This is a genomic window from Ruegeria arenilitoris (genome assembly GCF_013030265.1).
Lineage (GTDB): Bacteria > Pseudomonadota > Alphaproteobacteria > Rhodobacterales > Rhodobacteraceae > Ruegeria > Ruegeria arenilitoris_E.
Genome location: NZ_WPZQ01000012.1, coordinates 127,104 through 146,614 on the forward strand (window position 1 = coordinate 127,104; position 19,511 = coordinate 146,614).

The 19,511-nt window shown below is 57.5% G+C and carries 20 protein-coding genes; 8 read left to right on the forward strand and 12 right to left on the reverse strand.

Features of this window, described 5'->3' with window-relative positions; all coding sequences use genetic code 11:
* Positions 1-24: 24 nt before the first annotated feature.
* The 3 genes from GOX61_RS19470 to GOX61_RS19480 all read left to right on the forward strand — a co-directional run bounded on the left by GOX61_RS19470 (position 25) and on the right by GOX61_RS19480 (position 4,836).
* Positions 25-1,593: an arylsulfatase gene (locus GOX61_RS19470; protein ID WP_367646985.1), complete on the forward strand. Its 1,569-nt coding sequence runs from the start codon at positions 25-27 to the stop codon at positions 1,591-1,593.
* A gap of 230 nt (positions 1,594-1,823) precedes the next feature.
* Positions 1,824-3,425: a BCCT family transporter gene (locus tag GOX61_RS19475; RefSeq protein WP_155146346.1), complete on the forward strand. Its 1,602-nt coding sequence runs from the start codon at positions 1,824-1,826 to the stop codon at positions 3,423-3,425.
* A 316-nt stretch (positions 3,426-3,741) separates the two neighbouring features.
* Entirely contained in the window at positions 3,742-4,836 is a 1,095-nt protein-coding gene (locus GOX61_RS19480; protein ID WP_170336431.1) for a Hint domain-containing protein, read from the forward strand.
* A 291-nt stretch (positions 4,837-5,127) separates the two neighbouring features.
* Here the strand turns inward: GOX61_RS19480 and rpsO are convergent, their stop codons facing one another.
* The 6 genes from rpsO to rbfA form a co-directional block, all read right to left on the reverse strand.
* On the reverse strand, positions 5,128-5,397 hold the full coding sequence (rpsO, locus tag GOX61_RS19485) for a 30S ribosomal protein S15 (RefSeq protein WP_008757925.1): 270 nt from the start codon (positions 5,395-5,397) through the stop codon (positions 5,128-5,130).
* A 149-nt stretch (positions 5,398-5,546) separates the two neighbouring features.
* A complete protein-coding gene (locus GOX61_RS19490; RefSeq protein WP_170336433.1) occupies positions 5,547-6,548 on the reverse strand; it encodes a calcium-binding protein in 1,002 nt (333 codons plus the stop codon).
* Positions 6,549-6,643: 95 nt separating this feature from the next.
* Positions 6,644-7,153, reverse strand: a complete 510-nt coding sequence (locus GOX61_RS19495) for a DUF1643 domain-containing protein (protein ID WP_170336435.1) — start codon at positions 7,151-7,153, stop codon at positions 6,644-6,646.
* 21 nt (positions 7,154-7,174) lie between these two features.
* Positions 7,175-8,080: a tRNA pseudouridine(55) synthase TruB gene (gene truB, locus GOX61_RS19500; protein ID WP_170336437.1), complete on the reverse strand. Its 906-nt coding sequence runs from the start codon at positions 8,078-8,080 to the stop codon at positions 7,175-7,177.
* 60 nt (positions 8,081-8,140) lie between these two features.
* Positions 8,141-8,878 (reverse strand): phosphodiester glycosidase family protein, encoded by a 738-nt coding sequence (locus tag GOX61_RS19505; protein WP_170336439.1) that lies wholly within the window; start codon positions 8,876-8,878, stop codon positions 8,141-8,143.
* Positions 8,875-9,270 carry a 30S ribosome-binding factor RbfA gene (gene rbfA / locus GOX61_RS19510; RefSeq protein WP_155146337.1) on the reverse strand — a complete coding sequence of 132 codons (396 nt, stop codon included), beginning with the start codon at positions 9,268-9,270 and terminating at the stop codon, positions 8,875-8,877. The genes GOX61_RS19505 and rbfA overlap by 4 nt, the downstream gene beginning before the upstream one ends.
* A gap of 92 nt (positions 9,271-9,362) precedes the next feature.
* Between rbfA and dapB the strand changes: the two genes are divergently transcribed.
* Positions 9,363-10,172: a 4-hydroxy-tetrahydrodipicolinate reductase gene (dapB, locus tag GOX61_RS19515; protein WP_170336441.1), complete on the forward strand. Its 810-nt coding sequence runs from the start codon at positions 9,363-9,365 to the stop codon at positions 10,170-10,172.
* 13 nt (positions 10,173-10,185) lie between these two features.
* Here dapB and GOX61_RS19520 read toward each other — a convergent pair whose 3' ends face one another.
* On the reverse strand, positions 10,186-11,046 hold the full coding sequence (locus GOX61_RS19520; protein WP_170336443.1) for a hypothetical protein: 861 nt from the start codon (positions 11,044-11,046) through the stop codon (positions 10,186-10,188).
* Between the two features lie 79 nt (positions 11,047-11,125).
* Positions 11,126-11,719, reverse strand: coding sequence for a TetR/AcrR family transcriptional regulator (locus GOX61_RS19525; protein ID WP_170336445.1), 594 nt, complete (start codon positions 11,717-11,719; stop codon positions 11,126-11,128).
* 100 nt (positions 11,720-11,819) lie between these two features.
* Between GOX61_RS19525 and GOX61_RS19530 the strand changes: the two genes are divergently transcribed.
* Positions 11,820-12,704: a DMT family transporter gene (locus tag GOX61_RS19530; RefSeq protein ID WP_170336447.1), complete on the forward strand. Its 885-nt coding sequence runs from the start codon at positions 11,820-11,822 to the stop codon at positions 12,702-12,704.
* A gap of 75 nt (positions 12,705-12,779) precedes the next feature.
* Here the strand turns inward: GOX61_RS19530 and GOX61_RS19535 are convergent, their stop codons facing one another.
* The 3 genes from GOX61_RS19535 to tmpA are packed head-to-tail and all read right to left on the reverse strand — an operon-like array spanning position 12,780 to position 15,168.
* On the reverse strand, positions 12,780-13,448 hold the full coding sequence (locus GOX61_RS19535; RefSeq protein WP_170336449.1) for an ureidoglycolate lyase: 669 nt from the start codon (positions 13,446-13,448) through the stop codon (positions 12,780-12,782).
* Complete coding sequence (gene tmpB, locus GOX61_RS19540) at positions 13,445-14,035, reverse strand: (R)-1-hydroxy-2-trimethylaminoethylphosphonate oxygenase (protein WP_155146326.1); 591 nt, start codon at positions 14,033-14,035, stop codon at positions 13,445-13,447. Before tmpB ends, GOX61_RS19535 begins: the two co-directional genes overlap by 4 nt.
* Positions 14,032-15,168 carry a 2-trimethylaminoethylphosphonate dioxygenase gene (gene tmpA / locus GOX61_RS19545; RefSeq protein WP_170336451.1) on the reverse strand — a complete coding sequence of 379 codons (1,137 nt, stop codon included), beginning with the start codon at positions 15,166-15,168 and terminating at the stop codon, positions 14,032-14,034. The genes tmpB and tmpA overlap by 4 nt, the downstream gene beginning before the upstream one ends.
* Before the next feature lie 99 nt (positions 15,169-15,267).
* Here tmpA and GOX61_RS19550 point away from each other — a divergent pair, with 99 nt between their 5' ends.
* Complete coding sequence (locus GOX61_RS19550) at positions 15,268-16,128, forward strand: LysR family transcriptional regulator (protein ID WP_170336453.1); 861 nt, start codon at positions 15,268-15,270, stop codon at positions 16,126-16,128.
* A gap of 4 nt (positions 16,129-16,132) precedes the next feature.
* Here GOX61_RS19550 and GOX61_RS19555 read toward each other — a convergent pair whose 3' ends face one another.
* On the reverse strand, positions 16,133-16,315 hold the full coding sequence (locus GOX61_RS19555) for a DUF1674 domain-containing protein (protein ID WP_170336455.1): 183 nt from the start codon (positions 16,313-16,315) through the stop codon (positions 16,133-16,135).
* Positions 16,316-16,401: 86 nt separating this feature from the next.
* On the opposite strand from GOX61_RS19555, the gene GOX61_RS19560 reads away from it, so the two are divergent.
* Both GOX61_RS19560 and GOX61_RS19565 read left to right on the forward strand, forming a co-directional pair.
* Complete coding sequence (locus GOX61_RS19560) at positions 16,402-17,661, forward strand: RsmB/NOP family class I SAM-dependent RNA methyltransferase (protein WP_170336457.1); 1,260 nt, start codon at positions 16,402-16,404, stop codon at positions 17,659-17,661.
* A gap of 89 nt (positions 17,662-17,750) precedes the next feature.
* Entirely contained in the window at positions 17,751-19,490 is a 1,740-nt protein-coding gene (locus GOX61_RS19565) for a heparinase II/III family protein (protein WP_170336459.1), read from the forward strand.
* Positions 19,491-19,511: the final 21 nt, after the last annotated feature.

The following is a 19,511-nucleotide window of genomic DNA, read 5'->3' on the forward strand; positions in this document are numbered from 1 at the left end:
CATCGTTCTCAGGAGTTTAACCCGGTGCTTCAGATCAAATCGATAGCGTATACCGCTGCTGCCGCATTCTGTGCGCTCGCGTCGGCAGCCGTTGCAGAAACCGAAAAACCAAACATTCTCGTCATCATGGCCGATGATGTCGGCTGGGCCAGTCTTAGCAGTTATCATCAGGGCATCAAAAGCATCCAGACCCCCAATCTTGATCAGCTTGCGGCTCAGGGTGCGCGTCTGACAGATTACTATGCGCAACCCAGTTGTACGGCGGGCCGGTCAGCCTTCATCACCGGCCAATATCCGGTACGGACCGGCATGCACACCGTTGGTCTGCCGGGTGATCCGGTGGGTCTGAGCGACGAGGATCCGACACTGGCCAATATTCTGAAATCTTTGGGTTATACGACCGGACAATTTGGCAAGAACCATCTGGGCGACCTCAACAAGTTCCTGCCAACGGTCAAAGGCTTCGATGAATACTGGGGCTGGCTCTATCACCTCAATGCAATGGAATACACGTCAGACCCGGATTGGCCCAAGGACCCGGAATTTGAACAGCAATTCGGTCCGCGCAACATCATTCATTCTTTTGCGACAGACACCGTGGACGAAACCGTCGATCCCCGTTGGGGCGTGGTTGGCAAACAGCGCATCGTTGACGATGGTCCCGCCCCACCGGAGCGCCAGAAAACGCTGGATGACGAGGTCACGGCCCATACCATCGACTTCATCAACCGTGCCGTCGACAGCGAAACACCGTTTTTTGTCTGGATGGCCCCGGCGCGCGCGCATGTCTGGACCCATCTCAGCCCCGAATACGAGGCGATGCTGGGCGATGGTCGCGGCCTGCAGGACGTCGTGATGAAAGAGTTGGACGACAATGTTGGCAAGGTCACCGCTCATCTCGAAGAACTGGGGATCGCAGACAACACCATCGTCATTTTCACTTCGGATAATGGTCCCGAAACGATGACATGGCCCGATGGCGGTACCACGCCGTTCCACGGCGAAAAGGGCACGACGTGGGAAGGCGGATTTCGCGTGCCGGCCATCATTCGCTGGCCCGGCAAGATTGCGGAAGGCCAGGTTTTGAACGGTATCTTCGACGGCATGGACTGGATGCCCACACTGGTCGCCGCAGCCGGTGGCCCGCAGGATTTGCCTGCTGATCTGCTGGACGGGTTCGAAGGCTACAAGGTTCATCTGGATGGCTACAATCAGCTTTCCTATCTGACCGGAGACACGCCAAGCAACCGCAAGGAAATTGTCTATTACGAAGGCACGGATCTGCAGGCAGTGCGCTACAACGACTGGAAGGCACATTTCACCATTCAGGAAAAAGGCTGGGCCGGCCCCAAAGAAGAACTGAATGCGCCGCTTCTGTTCAACCTGCGCCGCGACCCCTACGAAAAGGCAGCCGAGGAATCCGGCATGTACACGCGCTGGATGGGCAACAAGATGTGGGCATTTGGCCCCGCAGCCCGTCTGGTTCAGGCGCATCTGGGCACATTTGCCGAGTTCCCACCGCGTGGCGCGACTGTTGGTAACGAAACGCATGTTCAGGAACAGGTCAACAGCGAAGGCGGGATGTCTCAGTAACGGTTGACGTCGAACCTAAGAAGTAGAAAGCGCCTGTCGAAAGATGGGCGTTTTTGCCTTACTTATTCTGTAAAATGAATGCATTTGGTGAAATTATGCTGTCAGTGTAAGCTGTTACCACAAAGCCCGCGGTCGATATGACGGTAACGCGCCAAGGGGGTAACACACTCATAACCGTCCGCTGACCGAATACCTTGGCGTTTGCACTTGGCGAACAGAAGGGCAAACGAATGGCGGAATCAAAGAAAATGCTGGATCCGGACCCACGGATCTATGACTTCGAAACGGAATATGAGCTGGGGCAGGATAACGTCCGGCCTTTTGGCTTGGACATTCACAATCCGGTTTTCCTGATCTCGAGTATCGTGATCTTTGCATTTGTGCTTATCGCGCTTGCAAATCAGGAAGCAGCGGCCACATTCTTTGGATGGCTAAGGCCTTGGCTAACCAGTACTTTCGACTGGTTTCTGGTGCTCTCGGTGAATGCAATCACCCTGTTTTGCCTGGTCCTGATCGTGCTGCCGGTCGGCAGCGTCCGGATCGGCGGCAAAGACGCTACACCGGACTATTCCTATCCCGGATGGATCGCGATGATGTTCGCAGCCGGTATCGGTATCGGTCTGCTGTTTTTCGGCGTGATGGAGCCTGTCTATTACAACTTTGCCGAAGATGGCGGTGCGCGGCCTCTGGGTCTGGATATAGCGGTGCCCGGCAATGAATATGTGGGTGTTGTCGGTACCATCCACCACTGGGGTCTTGAGGCATGGGCGGTCTATGCCGCAGTCGGTCTGAGCCTTGCGATATTCGCCTACAACCTTGATCTTCCCCTGACATTGCGCTCGGCTTTCTATCCAATCCTCGGCGAGCGGGTCTGGGGCTGGTGGGGCCATATCATCGACACGCTGGCCGTATTTGCCACGCTGTTTGGTCTGACAACCTCACTGGGGCTGGGTGCTCAGCAAGTTGCGGCAGGGCTTTATGAGGTGTTTGGTATCGAACCCAGCCCGACGGTTGTTGTTCTGCTGATCATCGGCATCACCATGATTGCCTTGGGATCGGTACTGATGGGGATGGATGCAGGCGTCAAGCGACTGAGCGAGATCAACATGATCATGGCGGTGGGGCTGTTTATCTTCGTCATTGCAGTGACAGGAATTGGAACAGCAGTGAGTCGCTATTTCAGCGTAATGGCTGATTATGTGCGCCACCTGCCAGCTCTGTCCAACCCGTTCGGTCGTGAAGACACCAGTTTCTTCCACGGCTGGACGACGTTCTACTGGGCATGGTGGATTGCATGGTCGCCCTTTGTGGGCATGTTTATTGCGCGTATCTCGCGCGGTCGTACGGTGCGCGAGTTCATCATCTGTGCGCTGCTGGCACCAACCGCTGTCTGCGCCCTGTGGATGTCGACATTCGGTGGCGCGGCGATCGACATGTTGAACGCTGGCGGTGCCGAAGGCGTCCGCGCAACGGTCATCGATAGCTATGCTCCCGAAGGTGCTTTGTTCGGTTTCCTGAAAGAGCTGCCGCTCTATGGCATCGTCGCCCCAATCGCGCTGATCCTGATCGTGGTGTTCTTTGTGACGTCGTCAGACTCGGGCTCGCTGGTCATCGATACAATCACAGCAGGTGGCAAGATGGACGCCCCGGTCGTGCAACGCGTGTTCTGGTGCACCCTCGAAGGTCTGGTGGCCATCGCCTTGCTGCTGGGCGGCGGGCTTAGCGCGCTACAGGGTGCTGCGGTCTCGACCGGAATTCCGTTCACGCTGGTCGTTCTGATCATGTGCTACTGCCTGTGGCTGGCGCTGCGGTCGGAGCGATCGAAGATGTAACTTAGCGGCAGAGAAATGCGAAACACCCGCCTTCGGGCGGGTGTTTCTATGCTTATGAGTTTTCTGGCCTTTGATTGTTTGAATCTGCAGACAAGCAGCAGACCACCACCCGAAACCTTGGTTACACAATGAATATCGTGCGGTTTTGAGCTTCTCCCGCAACACTAGGCCCCTGCTTTTCACGTTCTGTAAGAGCAGAGCCTAAGTAGATATTGAAACAGGAAAAAACTCGGTTTACGCAAAATGAAATTGATCTGTACGAACCAGTTGGTTCTGTTCGCAGCGGTCGCAAGTATATTAGTGATTGGATGGATAAATGGTCGCAATAAACTTCGTTACACTGCTGCAAAATGGCTCGCAAACTGTTGTTGACGCGGATGGTGACACGGTTGTTGTCACCGCAACTTTCACAAGCGATTTTTTCGTCAACGGGTCCGGTGCCGTTCAATCCGACAATGCTGTAGATACGAGTGCAGACTCATTTACCCTATCGTTTTCAAAGCCTGTCGAGGACTTCACATTTACGGTCGGTGACGTCAATTCCAATGGATTTGCGGGCGGGTTCAATGACCGCATTGTGGTTGAATCCACGCTTAATGGGACACCAGTCGTCACCAACCTGAACTTCGGGACCAGCGGCACCACGGCAGAATATGAAGCGCCCTTTAACACCAATGTCACCGAAACCGTTACGGTGACAGGGCCCTTCAACCAAATCACACTGACGAATTTCGACCCGGACCGGCAACACGGCTGGCTGTTCCTGACAACCGGTGATATCGGCGATGTCGTCTGTTTCGTCAGTGGCACGCAGATTGAAACGGAAACCGGGTTGAAAGCGGTAGAAGATCTTGCGTCGGGAGATCTGATTTTGACCCGCGATAACGGCTACCAGCCGCTCCGATGGATCGGGAAGAAAAAGGTATCGGCCGCACGTCTCGGCGAAAATGAGAAACTGCGCCCCGTCCGGATCAAGGCCGGGGCACTGGCATCTGGGTTGCCGCATCGTGATCTGGTTGTTTCCCGTCAGCACAGGATGCTCGCCGTTTCCGATGTGGCCAAACGCATGTTCGGAAGTTCGGAGGTTCTGGTTCCCGCTCACAAACTGACCGCGCTACCTGATATCGAGATTGAAACCGCGGAAGAGCCAGTTACCTATTACCATCTTTTGTTTGATGATCATGAGATCATCTATGCCGAAGGGACACCAACCGAAAGCTTGCATACGGGTCCGGAAGCCCTCAAGACGCTTTCATCGGACGCGATAGAAGAAGTTCTGATGCTGTTCCCGGAATTGGCCGAGCGTGGCAATTCACAAGATCTGGCGCGCTATACCCCGCCTGGGCGTCGCCAGAAGAACTTCATTGCTCGACTCGGAAAGAACAATCGACCGTTTGTCGCGCAGAATTGAAACACCCAGACAGGCCGATACGCTCTTCTCTAGAGTCGGAAGTACGATCTGGAGAGCTTTGCCGGATATTTGCCACCTGCGAAGTTGCGCTGCTGTTTGTATGAACGGCAATACAAAGCCTGTACTCAAAATAGGTGAACGCTGTCAGAAGCCGTCGACAACCCGGATCGATCGCGAGATACGGTTGTTAGTGAACTGCAAATAAATACGCCCACCAAAATGGCGGGCGTACAAAGACGTACTAATTGTACAAACTGGGTTTCAAACCCGGTACAAATCACACAAGGGCGATTAGCGGCGGATGCCCAGTTTTTTGATCAGGTCCTGGTAACGCGCTTCTTCTTTGCCCTTCAGGTAGTCCAGCAGCTTACGACGCTGGGCAACCATCTTCAGCAGACCACGACGACCGTGGTTGTCTTTTTTGTGGGTCTTGAAGTGCTCGGTCAGGGTGGTGATGCGCGAGGTTAGGATTGCAACCTGTACTTCAGGCGAACCGGTGTCGCCGTCTTTGGTTGCGAATTCTTTCATGACGCGTGCTTTTTCAGCGGCAGTGATCGACATCGGGGTCTCCTTTAAAGGTTAGAGTTGATGGCGCAGGCCGGGATGTCGTCCAGCACAGGCCCATGGAGAAAACCGCACCGATTCCGATGCGGATGCGCGCGTATAAGCGTATTTCGGGTAAATGGCAAAGGGATTCTGTGTCCCTGACCCTACACGCTAAATCGCGCAAGTTCTGCCTGAGTGATGAGTTGGATGTCGTCGAGCGTCATGCCCTCGGCCCCGAAAAGATGCGCCACTTCATGACCATTGACCGTCACACGGGTGAGGGTTTCGTTCTCGTCGTCCCGTTGGATGCTGATTTCCGGGTCGGCCTCTTCCTCCCAAGTGATCAGCAGTTTGTCTTCACCCGGCTGGAAACCCATGACGGTGACCTCTTCGTCGTCGGTGTCGGTATCCAGAATAATGTCGTCAGCGCCCGCACCGCCCGTGGCTACATCTCCGCCACTAGCAATTATAGTGTCATCGCCGGAACCCCCATTCAGGAAATCTCTCGTCTCGGTTCCGTCGCCGTCGTCACCCGACAACGTGTCATTGCCATCACCGCCGAACAGTGAGTCCGCGCCCTCACCACCTGCCAGAATGTCGTTACCTGCGCCCCCTTGCAGGGCATCGTCATCACCGCCTCCTAGCAAGGTATCGTTGCCCTGTCCGCCAAACAGCTCGTCTTCGCCGTCATCACCGTTCAATTTGTCGTCGCCAGAATGGCCGAACAGTTGATCATCCCCGGTTTCGCCCGCCAGCAGGTCGTCACCTGCCTCTCCGTGCAACAAGTCATTGCCGGTGCCACCGGTCAGTGTGTCCTCTCCATCTCCGCCATGCAGGATGTCATCCCCAGCGGCGCCATCGATGATATCGTCACCGCCATATCCATTGATTTGATCGTTCCCGTCCTGTCCTGTCAGATTGTCTGCTGCATCCTGCCCGACCATGACGAGATTTCCGTCACATTCCGAGATCACCTGCCCGGTGTCATCGGCTGTAGGTTCATCGACATTCTCGTCAATCTCGAGAAACTGACCGTTTGAAAAACCATCCTCCGGCGCATCGTCGTCTACGTCGTCAGAATCGCTTTCATCGGTGATGAAGACGTCGCTGAGTGCGTAGGCCGCGCCACCAACAGCGGCCAGACCAAGAAACCCGATAAGAAACATGAAACCCCTCCGAAAGCACAGTGCTTCTTGGGTAAAATGTCCCATGTGTTCAGTGAGTTGGTCAAAGCCAACTTGACTCTGTGGTTAACCCTTTGTCACCCGTCCCAGCGTTCAGGTTGCTGAGTGTAAGCGATATAGAGGGGGTGCTTGGGGTGGCCATCCTTGGTCAGTCCAAGGTGATAGAGCGGGTGCCCCGTTTTTCGCAACAGATGCTCTACGGCAGGACCGCGATCCAGATGCGCACCGTGGGTGCCCCATGCTGCGATGACCTGATCAGCCCATTCGACACCGTCCAGAATGGCTGCATCATTCTCCGGTCCAACCGGATCATCGGCGGCACGCATCTTGCGGGGGTCGGTGTCGCGCCATGCAAAGATGTTGGTTACCTGAAACGCACCAAATCCCAGCGCACGCGCGCGGCGTTCGCAGCGTTCGACCGTGGGGTCGTTCTGCACCTCGGTCGCGGTGGAGGGGTTCAGCATGACGAATAACGCCTTGCGCCCGGCCGGGTCCCAGATGCGGGTCAGGCTATAGCGATAGTTCTCGCAATCGGAATAAATGGCGGTCGAGGGCGCGTCGCCCTTGGTATGCGTTCGGGTGATCATGCCCTTCGCCTAACACGCCGTTTAATCGACGAACACCCGGTTGGGATGCAATTCGCCGGATTTGTAGATCCCTACAGCAACGGCCTTGCCGTCCAGCGAAGCCCAGGCCTCGTCGCCGTATTCCACGTCCGAAGCCAGTACCATACCGGGATTGCCATTACGCAGACGGGTGGCACCTTCGGGTGTGCATTTCAGTTCCGGCAAATCTGCAAGCCCGGTTTCCAGCGGGTGCAGATATTCGTCCAGAGCAGTGGTCTTGGCCATCTCGTCGATCTGTTCGATGCTCAACCCGTTTTCGACTTCGAACGGGCCGGACCAGATACGGCGCAGTTCCTTGACATGGCCGTGGCACCCCAGCGCCGCGCCCAGATCGCGGGCGATAGATCGCACATAACCGCCTTTACCGCAGGTCATTTCCAGCATCACGTGATCTTCGTCGGGGCGGTCAACGAGGATCAGCTCTTCAACCCACAAGGGCCGGGCGGATAGCTCAATATCCTCGCCATCGCGGGCCAGCTTATAGGCGCGCTGCCCATCGATCTTCACGGCCGAGAACTTGGGCGGGACCTGCATGATGTCGCCCAGAAACGGGGTGAGCGCCTGTTTGATATCGTCGTCCGATGGGCGCGCATTGCTTTCCGCAATCACTTCACCTTCGGCGTCGTCGGTGTTGGTTGCCTGACCCAGACGCACGGTGAAGGTATAGGCTTTCAGGGCGTCAGTGATGTACGGAACGGTCTTGGTCGCCTCACCCAAAGCCACGGCCAAAACACCGGTCGCCTCGGGGTCCAGCGTGCCTGCATGGCCTGCTTTCTTGGCGTCCATAGCCCAACGCACCTTGTTGACCACAGCGGTCGAGGTCATGCCCGCGGGCTTGTCCACTACCAGCCAGCCTGAAATGTCACGACCCTTGCGTTTGCGTCCCATCTTGCACCTTGCTCTTTGCTGAGGCGCGCGAGTTAGCGGATCACCTTCGCCCTGTCAATTTCAGGGTGCGTCTTCAACCACGCCCACGATTGGTCCCAGCGAAAACCCGACATCTGATCGATTGCTCGCACGGTCATACATGCGAGAGATATTGCCATCAAAGAACAGCGCATTCGGAGTGTTGAGCACGTCGCGGAAAAGGCTGCCGAACTCGTGGAATGTGACGTAGTCCTCTGAGATCGCGAACACGGCGCGGGTGCCGTCGTTGCTGGTGCCTACCCCGTTGCGGACATAGCGCGATGTCGAATCGGGCAGAAAGCGCGGATGCAGTTCACCATCAATGACCAGCATCGGGCCAGATTGGGTGGCAAAGCGGCATTCGGGCGTCTGGTCGACAAAATCCAGCGTTTCGAAGACGTCAGCGCGACCTTCCCGGATGCAGAACACCCCGTTCGGCAACAGGCCGAAATTGCCGGGGCCAGGATTCGGGATCACTCGCATGACCTCCTGACCATTCTCAACGTAGTGGCCCACAGGCGAGCGGTCGTCGTGGTACATTCCCGCGTTCATCGCAAACGCCAGACGTTTATTTCCAGGTTCAAGCGCCTCGTTTACCGAAGAGAAATGTCCTAGCAGGTCACCGTTTTCGTCGTTGAGAAACAGCTGCAGGTCTTCGTTGGCGGCATCCACCTCGCAGACAGTGTACCGCTTGTCCTCATGGGTCAGCTTTTCACAGGTGACCGCAGAAGCTTGCGCAGCCCAGAAGACCGCGCCCAAGATGACAAATGCTCGGATCACTCGTCCAGATCGCGGCGCACCGCGTCCTGATTGAACATGCGGCGTGTGTCGTCCAGGCGGTCAAACGTGTCATCCAGACGGAATCGCAGATCGGGTGAAAACTTCAGACCGACCTTCTTACCAACCATGCGTCGCAACTCGCTCTTGTTTCGGGCCAGCAGTTCGATCACGTCCTCCTGCCCTTTGCCGCCCAGCGGCAGCACATAGGCGGTGGCGATTTTCAGATCGGGCGAGGTGCGCACCTCACCCACGGTGATCGACATACGGTTCAGGTCGGGGTCGTGGACATCTCCGCGCGCCAGAACCTCGGACAGGGTGCGGCGGATCAGTTCGCCGACGCGCAGCTGTCGTTGGGACGGGCCGGGGCCATCGTGGAATTTGTTCTTTGCCATATCCCCGATCTAAGCCCAAAGCAGGGCTTTGCCAAGCGGCCCCGAACGGGGTAGGAGGCTTTGAGCCGACTTAAACATGAAGGACCAGCGCAATGACCCATATTCCGGGGATCGTCATTACAGGGGCTTCGGGCCGCATGGGCCAGATGCTGATCAAGACCGTCACGGACAGCGATCAGGCACGTCTGGTGGGCGTCGTCGAGCGCAAGGGCCACGACTGGGTCGGGCAGGATGTCGGCGAAGCGGTGGGCGGTCAGGCGCTGGGCGTGAAAGTCACCGATGATCCGCTTGAGGCGTTTTCGCAGGCGCAAGCCGTTATCGATTTTACCGCGCCAGAAGCGACGTTGGAATTTGCCGCTCTGGCTGCGCAGGCGCGTTGTGTTCATGTGATCGGCACCACCGGCATGACTGACGAACAGATCGCCGCGCTGGAACCGGCTTCGCGACACGCTGTCATCGTGCGGGCAGGCAACATGAGCCTCGGCGTGAACCTGCTGGTGCAACTGACCAAAAAGGTTGCCGCTGCGCTGGATGAGGATTTCGACATCGAGGTCGTCGAAGGCCATCACCACCACAAGGTCGATGCTCCGTCGGGCACCGCATTGATGCTGGGTGAGGCCGCTGCCGAAGGACGCGGCGTGAAGCTGGAAGATGTGTCTGACCGGGGCCGCGACGGCATCACGGGTGCGCGCCAACGTGGCAATATCGGTTTCCATGCTATTCGTGGCGGCGACATTGTGGGTGAACACGACGTCCTGTTCGCTGCCCCCGGAGAACGTATTGTGTTGCGCCACCTGGCCACAGATCGCGCCATCTTTGCCCGCGGCGCGCTGAAGGCAGCGCTGTGGGGACAGGGTAAAGCGCCCGGTCAGTATGACATGGTGGATGTGCTGGGGCTGTAGTCTGTAGTCCCTGCTACCGGAACGCGGCCAGGCCAGGCGGCTCTGCGCCGTTTTCTCCCGCCGTCGAAAAGAGCAGCCCTAACCGCTGGTCCCAAGTCGGAAACTTGCCGGTCACCGCAAAGGTCAGGCGCTCGGCCCCGATTGAGATGCCAAGAGGCGCGGCGGTGCCGTCGATTACGATCTCACCGATCTCGGTCCAATTGGCCGTTGGGGGATAGGCGGAAGGGGCCGGTTCTTCCGTATCGCCGACGCGGTAATAGACGCCCATCGTTACGATGTAGTCGTCGCCAAACGGATCAGGAAAGAAATAGCCCGAGGCGTCGCGGGCGGCCAAAGCCTCGGCCTCATCCCGCAACAGGACCTTTTCTGCAAAAGGCAGGCCCATCTCGTCCAGCACCGGACGCATATTGTCGGCTTGCGGAACGCTGACAAAGGCGATGCGGGATGGATCGAGGGCAAAGCTTTCGGTCAAAAGCCGTATCATCAGGCGGGTTGTGGTTTGACCATTGGCGGCACCCTCCGGATGGCAGCCAACTTCATGAAACAGTGGTAAAACATCTGCTCGGGATTTTTCACCGACATCTCCCACTCGGGCCAGCGGCTGGATCACGAAGGCATTGGCGGGGAGCGCGTCTTGATCGAAATCGTGTCGCAGGCCTCCGTTATAGTCGTCGGTACCGGTCGCAATCGGAAGCGGCGTGGCTTCTTGTAGCCCAAGTTCGGAAAATGCGGATTTCAGACGGTCCAACGTTTTTCTGAACTCCAGTTCAAACGCCTCATGTTGATCTGTTGCTGCGATTGCAATCCGGGGCAGCATTGCCCCAACCGTGGCAGCGGTTCCAAGTTGCACAACTTTGCGCCTGTTCAAGCCCATAAGATGCCTCCCTGACATGACGTTCGCGAACGATATGCCGAGAATAACACAGAAGAACCGGTCAGGGGTTAAGGGATTCTTAAGTCCGCGCGGCCAGCCCAGCGAGCAGGTAGTCAGTTGCCGTTTCAGCGTAGATTGCCAGTTCCTCTTCAGTCGGGATGCCGCGCCCCAGCATTGCGGCTTCTTGATGAGCAAACAACATGGCCGTCCACAGGCGCATCGGGATTTCCGGTTGGTCTACACCAAGCCGGTTATTGAAGAATTCGTGCAGGCGTTCCTTGGTGTCGCTCGGTCCCATCGCAAAGAATGAACGTACGATTTCTGGTGCTTTTGGTGCCTCGGCGATCAGCAGGCGGATTGTATCCAGATGCTCTTGTCTCAGGTGCGATCGCATGAAACCGGTGGCGAATCCGATAAGGGCTTCACGCGTGTCTGGCACCTCCAGACTCTCCAGAAAATCCGCCTTGGGTCCTGGGCCCATGTGCCTGAGCGTTGCTTCAAACAGCTCCAGCTTTGATGGAAAGTACCGATAGACCGTCTGTTTCGTGACCTGCGCCCGAGCTGCGATCGTGTCCATGCTGGCCAGAACGTAACCTTCTGTCAGAAAGACAGATTTCGAGGCATTCAGGATTGCTTGGCGGGTCTTTTCTTTGCGTGTTTCCTGCTTGCTCATGCTTGCACCCTAAAATCATACTACTTGGTATGATAATCTTGAAATCTACGCAAGTGAGTAATAATCATACCGATCAGTATGATTCTATTTGGTGGCTGACATGAAACCTTCCTCTGCCCTCGCTCTGCGATCCCAAAACCCACGCATGGCCGGCATTGCGATTGCCCTTCTTGGCGCTTTGCTGATGAGCTTTGATCCCATTTTTATCCGCCTCTCGGGTGTCGGTGGATTTGACACCGCCTTTCTGTTTGGATTGTTCACGGCGATCTCGATGGCGGCGTTCATTCAATTGCGGGATGAGCGTGGATTGATCGAAGTCCTTAAGGCCGGCGGCTGGCCAATCTTGCTGTCGGGCCTGTTGATGCTGGGCAGCGCCTCGGCCCTTGTTTTGAGCATCAAGAACACATCGGTCGCCAATACCTTTGTGATCCTCAGCACCTCGCCCGCGCTGGCTGCTCTGTTCAGCTGGTTCTTCCTGAAAGAAATCACAAAACGGTCTACCTGGATTTCGATCGTGTTCGTTATGCTGGGGATCGCAATTGTGGTGTCGGGGTCTTTTGGCTCGGGGAACCTCAAGGGCGACTTGCTCGCGTTCTTTGCGGTGATCTGCCTGTCGCTGAACCAAACTCTGTTGCGCAAATATCAGGACGTCAGCCGCATGGCGAGCGTCGGGCTGGGCGGGTTGTTCCTTGCACTTGCGATGGCGACAGTGGCGGAACCTTCGGGGTACAGCCTCAGCACATGGCTCATCATGGGGGTCATGGGACTGTTCACCGCGCCGTTTGGCCGTGTGATGTCAGCGGTTGCGACACGTTATATCACCGCGCCGGAAGTCGGCATGATCCTGATGACCGAAGTGGTCTTTGCGCCGTTATTTGCCTTCGGGTTCTTTGGAGAAATTCCGCCTGTCGCAAGCTTTATCGGGGGTGCAATCATTCTTGTGACTGTGCTGATCTATGCCGGGTTGTCCGCTAAGCAGGAATAATAATCGGTCAGTGGATATCCGATCGTTTGCAGGGCCGGTTCCAAGTGGAGTCGGCCCTGCCAAGACTTTGTGTTGTCAAAGATCCCGAACCTTGTCCGCGCGCAGCGGACAGGCGAGGTAAACTCCGAATTCCTTGCCGATATCGGCGCTGACTCGGGCATGGACCCTGCCTTGGCGATCAAGGAAACGTTGATTGTCCTCGACGGGGAAAATCCCCTCATGCCAGATGCCGGGATGGATATAGAGACCGCGTGAGCCATCACACCAGAACGCCACAACCTTGTCCGGGGTCAGGTTGTCGCCGGGCAGTGCAGCGGGCACGATGAACGGTTTGTTGTCCAGCGGCCAAAACATTTGTCCACCGTCGGGGTGGTAGTTCATATGCCACAGCAGCACCTGATCGCGCGGTGCAGATTGCCTTTCTGTCTGTGCCTTTTGCGGATCGGCGGACCAGCCCAGCACATAGTGGCCTTTGACTGCTTCATTCTCTCCATAAAGCACGTCACCATGCCAGTCGCATTTGAACGTACCCTCGACCCAGCCCGCCTCGTCGCCGGTGCCTTCGTCAATCGGCCGCCAGCCCTGTTGGGGCCAACGGACGATTTCGATTTCAAAGCTGTCAGGATCATCGACCAGGCAGCCATAGCCTTTGACGGATTCGTCGGTGGCTCGGATCAGTGGAACTTCGTGCCAAGGCAGGGAGGGTTTCGAGCTGGCCTCGAATATATACTCAGGCGCGCTCATGCCGACCCCAGATGCTTGTCCACCATACGCTGTACCATTGGTGCGAAATGGGCGAAGTCCGGGGTTTCCATGTCCGCGCGTTTGCCTGCCTCGTCCAGATAGCGGACCTGAATGATCTCTTTCAGGTTCGGGTTGCTTTCGAACTCAGCGACTTCTTCGGCGTTCATCGGGCCGCCTTGCAGTTCCAGTGTATGGACTGAAGCGGTGGACAGGCGGTTGAAGTATTCGGGCTTGGTGGCGCAGAGATAGCGTTTGGCTGCCACGTGATATCGGCAGCAGTCGGTGATGACCGACGGGAAGAACTGCTCCAGCACTTCCGCGCCCGCGTCTTCATGATGACGATCTTCGGTGTCATCCGGGTGATACGTCCCAAACTCGGATGTGAAATGACCGATGTCATGCAGCAGGGCACCAACAATGATCTCTTCGGACTGACCGTTCTGCTCGGCAATGGTGGCGCCTTGCAGCATGTGCTCGGCCATGGTGACGGGTTCCCCCAGGTATTCTTCACCGCCACGGCGGTCGAAGATATCTCCGATGAAGGCAACTATATTGTCTCGGTTCAGGGTCGAGAAATCGGGTTTCATTCCGCCGCCTCCGGCTGGGCCATTTCCATCGCGGCCAATGTGGATAGCAACCCGTCTTTGTCGGCATAGCAACCCTGCAACCAGCGTGAACCTGCGCCGGAATAGCCTAGGCGCGCATGCAGAACGCGGGTGTTGTCGACGATGAAGCTTTCGCCCGGTTCCAGCTTGAACGACACGCCCATGGCCGGATCATCGATGATCTCGCCAAGCTGGCGGTAGGCGGCATAATACGCCTCCATCTGGTCAAAGGGCACATCGACGAAGGGTGCGGAAGAGCGGTTGTTGAAACGGATGCCAATCAGCTCACCATCCGGCGACAGTTCGATCATCGGGCGGCGCGAGCGCAGGCATACGCCATCCGAGCCTTTGTATTCGAAACGTGCGGGATAACCTGCCAGAAGGGCAAAACCCTCTGGGTTCTGATCACGTAGCTTTTCAGCGGCTCGGAAGCCATCCACTACGATCGAGTCACCACCTTCGGCACTGTTTTCCAGGCAATAGAGGATTTGCAGCGTTGGCACCGGATCGCGATAGGGATTGTCAGTATGCGCCTGCAGGCCAAGGCCGGTATAGGCGAGGTTGGTGGGGTTAACTTCGGTCCGAACCTCAAAGTAGGGGCCGTAATTTGTCTGGCGGACATAACCGAACAGATCAGCCACCTTCAGCAAAGACTCCGGCTCGGTTGGGCCATTGGTAAGCTTGGCAAAGCCAAACTCTGCGACAGCAGCCAGCCAATCGCGTTTGGCGGCTGGATTTTCATGAACCTGTGTCCAGTCACCGCTTGGGGCATCGATGCCGCGCTCCCATGAAGTGATACCGGGTGCAAGCCTGCCGGCCTGCTGGGTGTGATCGCGATCATAGACGTGACCCGCCAGCCAATCGGCCGGGAAGGTGACGGTTTTGTCTTCGGGTGCGAAGGTAATCTGCAGATCGCCATTCACGACCTCAGCAGCGCTGACCGAGATATCTGCAGGAATGTCGCCGATGGTGATCAGGCGTTGTCCGTTCCCCGTTGCGCGGGTTTCGGGGTCCAGCGCGTTATCGCGCAACCAGATTGCATGGAAACGAGCCTTCGTGCCGTCGCTGAAGTCTACGGTGACGACCGACGAGTCAAGGGTGGCGAGGCGCAGCATGGGGATTCTCCTGTTCAGCGCGAGCTTTGATTGAGGAGATACGCTGGTTGTGGCATTACGACAATTAATCCTTCTTTCTGCTGAGGCTTGGAAAATCTAATGGCTAAGAAAAAGGTCGGACTGCCCCCGCTGGATTGGTTGCGCGTATTTGAAGCCGCTGGAAGGCTGGGGGGCTTTTCCGCGGCCGCGCGCGAGTTTGGTCTGACACAGGCGGCGGTCAGTCAGCGAATTGGAAACCTCGAGGTCTGGCTGGGCCGGTCGCTGTTTGTCCGCGAGGCGCGTGGTGTGTCGCTGACGGTCGAGGGCGAAAGCTATCTGCCGCTGGTTCAGGACAGTCTGCAGGCGCTGGAGCGAAATACCGAGGATCTGTTCGGAAAGTCGCCACGTGAGTTGCGAGTGGCGGGTTTGTCTTCGCATATCCACGCGCTTGTTCTTCCGTACCTTGCGGCGTTTCACGCGGAAAGGCCAAAGGTGCAGGTGACAACGGATTCGGTCGCCCGCCGGACGTCATTGGATGAGGAACGCACATGGTTGCAGCTACGGTATGGTCGCGGGGCGTGGCCGGGCCGGGATTCGGCCCTGATCGCGCCTGAGGTTCTGGTGCCGATGGCTGCCCCCGGTATCGAATGGGGGACGCCCGTGATTGACCTGCGTGGTGAGCGGCCAGGCTGGCGCGAGTGGGCGCGTCAGGCGGGCGAAGGCGAACCACCTTTCACCAAATTCAGTTTTGACTCGATGGAGCACGCGATCACTGCGGCGCGGCAAGGGCTGGGTATTGTTCTGGGGTCTATCCCGCTGGCTGCAGGTGATTTGCAGGCGGGCAGATTACGCAGGCTGGATCTACCGGAGCTGAAAACGAAGGACGGATATTGGCTGACCTGGCCCGAGGAACGCGCGCAGTCAAAGAGACAACACGCCCTTTTAACGGATTTTTTAAAGGCCCTGCGAGAGGTTGCCTGACAGGTCAGAAATCGATCGCGATTCCCTTTTTTTCCCAATCGCCAAAGCGTGCTGGATCCGGGCCATCGCGACCGCCGAGTTCTTTGGGTAACGCCTTTGCATCCGCTTCGGCCTTGCGACGACGTTCTTCCGCTTCGGCAAGTGCGCGCTGTGCGGCAAGTGGCAGGTCTTTGCGGTCGTCACTCATGACTTCGGGTTCCTTTCCGTGCACAGCCTTGATATACGCCCCCGTCCGCCAAACGCAATGCGGGCACAAGTCACAAAGGCGGTTTCATGTCCAATAACGCAACAGCAGCACGGCGCAGCACAGTATATCTGCTGGATCAGATTCTGAGCGAGGGGCGACTGTTGTCCGAATGTCTTGCTGCGGGTGCGCTGGATCGACTGACACCCGAGGATCGTGCCCGGGCACAACGCCTGACCTTGGAAACCCTGCGCGGTCTGGAACGTGCGGACCGGCTGCTTGAAAGCCACCTGAAGCGTACCCCGGCATTGACTGTTCATAACGCGCTGCGCCTTGGCACTGTTGAGCTATGCCATGGTGAGGCTGCGCATGGCGTAGTGAATTCGATGGTCGAGATCGTTGGAAGGTCGCGCAAACACGGTCGGCTTAAAGGGCTGGTGAATGCCGTGCTGCGCAAAGTGGCTGACGAAGGCCCGGACGCCTGGCCCAAAATGCGTGTTCCCCGCTTGCCGGAATGGTTGCGAGAGCCTTTGATCGCCGCATGGGGTCAGGATGCCATCAAAGGGATGGAACAGGCGCATTTCACAGGCGCACCATTGGATGTCACTCTGAAGCCGGGCGCCAAGGCGCCGGGAGGAGACGCCCTACCAACAGGTTCGGTCCGGTTGCAGGACGCAGGCCAGGTTTCTGCCTTGCCCGGATACAAAGCTGGCGATTGGTGGGTGCAGGATGCAGCGGCCGCCTTGCCGGTTCGCATTCTTGGGCCACAACAAGGCGAGCAGATTTTGGATCTATGCGCAGCGCCGGGTGGCAAGACGCTGCAATTGGCCGCTGCAGGTGCCGATGTAACAGCACTGGATGTTTCCGAGGCCCGAATCGCCCGGGTGCAGGAAAACCTCAAGCGTACCGGCTTGAAGGCGAATGTAGTCACTGGCGATGCGCTGGAGCATCAGGGGCAATACGACGCCATCCTTCTGGATGCGCCTTGTTCTGCCACGGGCACAATTCGCAGGCACCCGGATCTACCTTTTGCCAAGGACGGGTCCGAGTTTGGTGGATTGATCGAGTTGCAGGCCCGGATGCTCGCCCACGCATGGTCCCTGTTAAAACCCGGCGGGAGGCTGGTTTATTGCACCTGCTCACTGCTGCCGGATGAAGGCGAAGTGCAGATCGAAGAGGCGCTGGAGATGTATCCGGACATGCGGATAAACCGTGAAGCTCTGGATGTTCCGGGTGTCGAAAGTGACTGGATCACCGACGAAGGAGGCCTGCGTCTGCGGCCGGACTATTGGCCAGAACGCGGTGGAATGGATGGGTTCTATGTCGCCTGTCTCAACAAATCGGTCTGAGCAGGCCGCTTTTCGGTGACTTGACCTTCGTCGCTCGCTATCGTTGGTTCAAGCGCCAGCAGAGCGTTAGGGGCAGAGTAACGAGCGTCATGTCGAATACGGACACCATGGCCAGCCGGTGGATACGGTTTCAGAACCGTCTTTATGCGCGGCTTAGTCAGCGCCGAAAGGCGGTGACGGGGTTCGTTGGACAACCCGAACCGCGCACAATTGGTTCCTATGCCCGAGGACGGCAGCTGGTTGCAGGAAACTTGCTGTTTGCGGGGTATCTGGTCGAGGCTCAGGATACCGATCTTTGGGATGTCATAGCCCCAAACGCCCCTTTTGATGATGAACGGCACGGTTTTGCCTGGTTGGATGATCTGGCCGCTGTTGGAGACATGCGTGCGAGGGAAAAGGCGCAGCGCTGGGTTTGGGGCTGGATTGAGACGCATGGGCGAGGGCAGGGCCCTGGCTGGGCGCCCGATCTGACAGGCCGGCGGTTGATCCGCTGGATCAATCACGCCCTTTTCCTATTGCGCGGGGCGAATGATACGCAAAGCAAGCTGTTCTTTCGTTCACTTGCGCAACAGACCTGGTTTTTATCCAAACGCTGGAATGCGGCGACACCGGGGCTGCCCCGGTTTGAAGCCTTGACCGGGCTGGTACAGGCGGGACTTGCGCTCGAAGGGCTCGAGGCGATGTCAGATCCGGCCTTGCGCGCACTGGCCCGGGAATGTGACCGGCAGGTGGATGAACAAGGGGGGATACCGACGCGGAACCCCGAGGAGTTGCTTGAAGTATTCACCTTGCTGGCCTGGACCTCTGCGGCTTTGCACGAGGTGGGTCGGGGAACGCCCGCAGCCCAGACCCGAGCGATCAAACGGATCGCCCCAACTTTGCGCAGCCTGCGTCATGCGGATGGCGCACTGGCTCGGTTTCATGGCGGCGGCCGAGGTGTCGAGGGACGGTTAGATCAGGCATTGGCGCAAAGTGGCGTGAAACCGCAACTGTCGACAGGGCTGTCGATGGGGTATGCCCGATTATCCGCCGCGCGCACAACGGTGATTGTCGATGCCAGCATACCGCCGAAAGGGGCAGCCTCGTACAATGCGCATGCTTCGACTTTGGCTTTCGAACTGACGTCGGGACGCCGCCCGCTGATCGTGAATTGCGGATCAGGCGAGAGTTTCGGGCTGGACTGGCGTCGTGCTGGTCGGGCCACGCCCTCGCATTCGACACTATGTCTTGATGGCTATTCGAGCGCTCGTTTGACCGAGCCGCTCAAAGGTTCGGCGCATGAGGCGCTTGTGGATGCGCCGCAAGATATACCCCATGAGTTTGAGGAAGCCTTTGAGGGCACCCGCTTTATGGTGGGGCATGATGGATATACCAAGGTCTTTGGCCTGACTCATGCCCGCACATTCGAGTTGCGTTTTGATGGGCGCGAACTGGCGGGCGAGGACATTTTGCTGACCGCCACTGACAAGGCGAAGCGGCAATTTGACCGGGCAATGGACAGCTCGGGCCTGAAAGGCATCGCCTTTGACATCCGCTTTCACCTGCATCCGGACGTGGATGCGGCCATCGATCTGGGTGGTGCGGCCGTGTCGATGGCGCTCAAAAGCGGTGAGATATGGGTTTTCCGCCATGATGGTGTGGGAAAATTGTCCGTTGAACCAAGTGTTTATCTTGAAAAAGGCAGATTAAAGCCCCGCGCGACAAAACAGATCGTTCTATCCGGGCGCGCAATGGAGTATGCGACCCGCATCCGGTGGACGCTGAGCAAGGCTCAGGATACAGCCTATGCCGTACGCGATCTGCACCGGGACGAGCCCGAGTTTGACTGACGCCAAAAGGACCTTTGGACC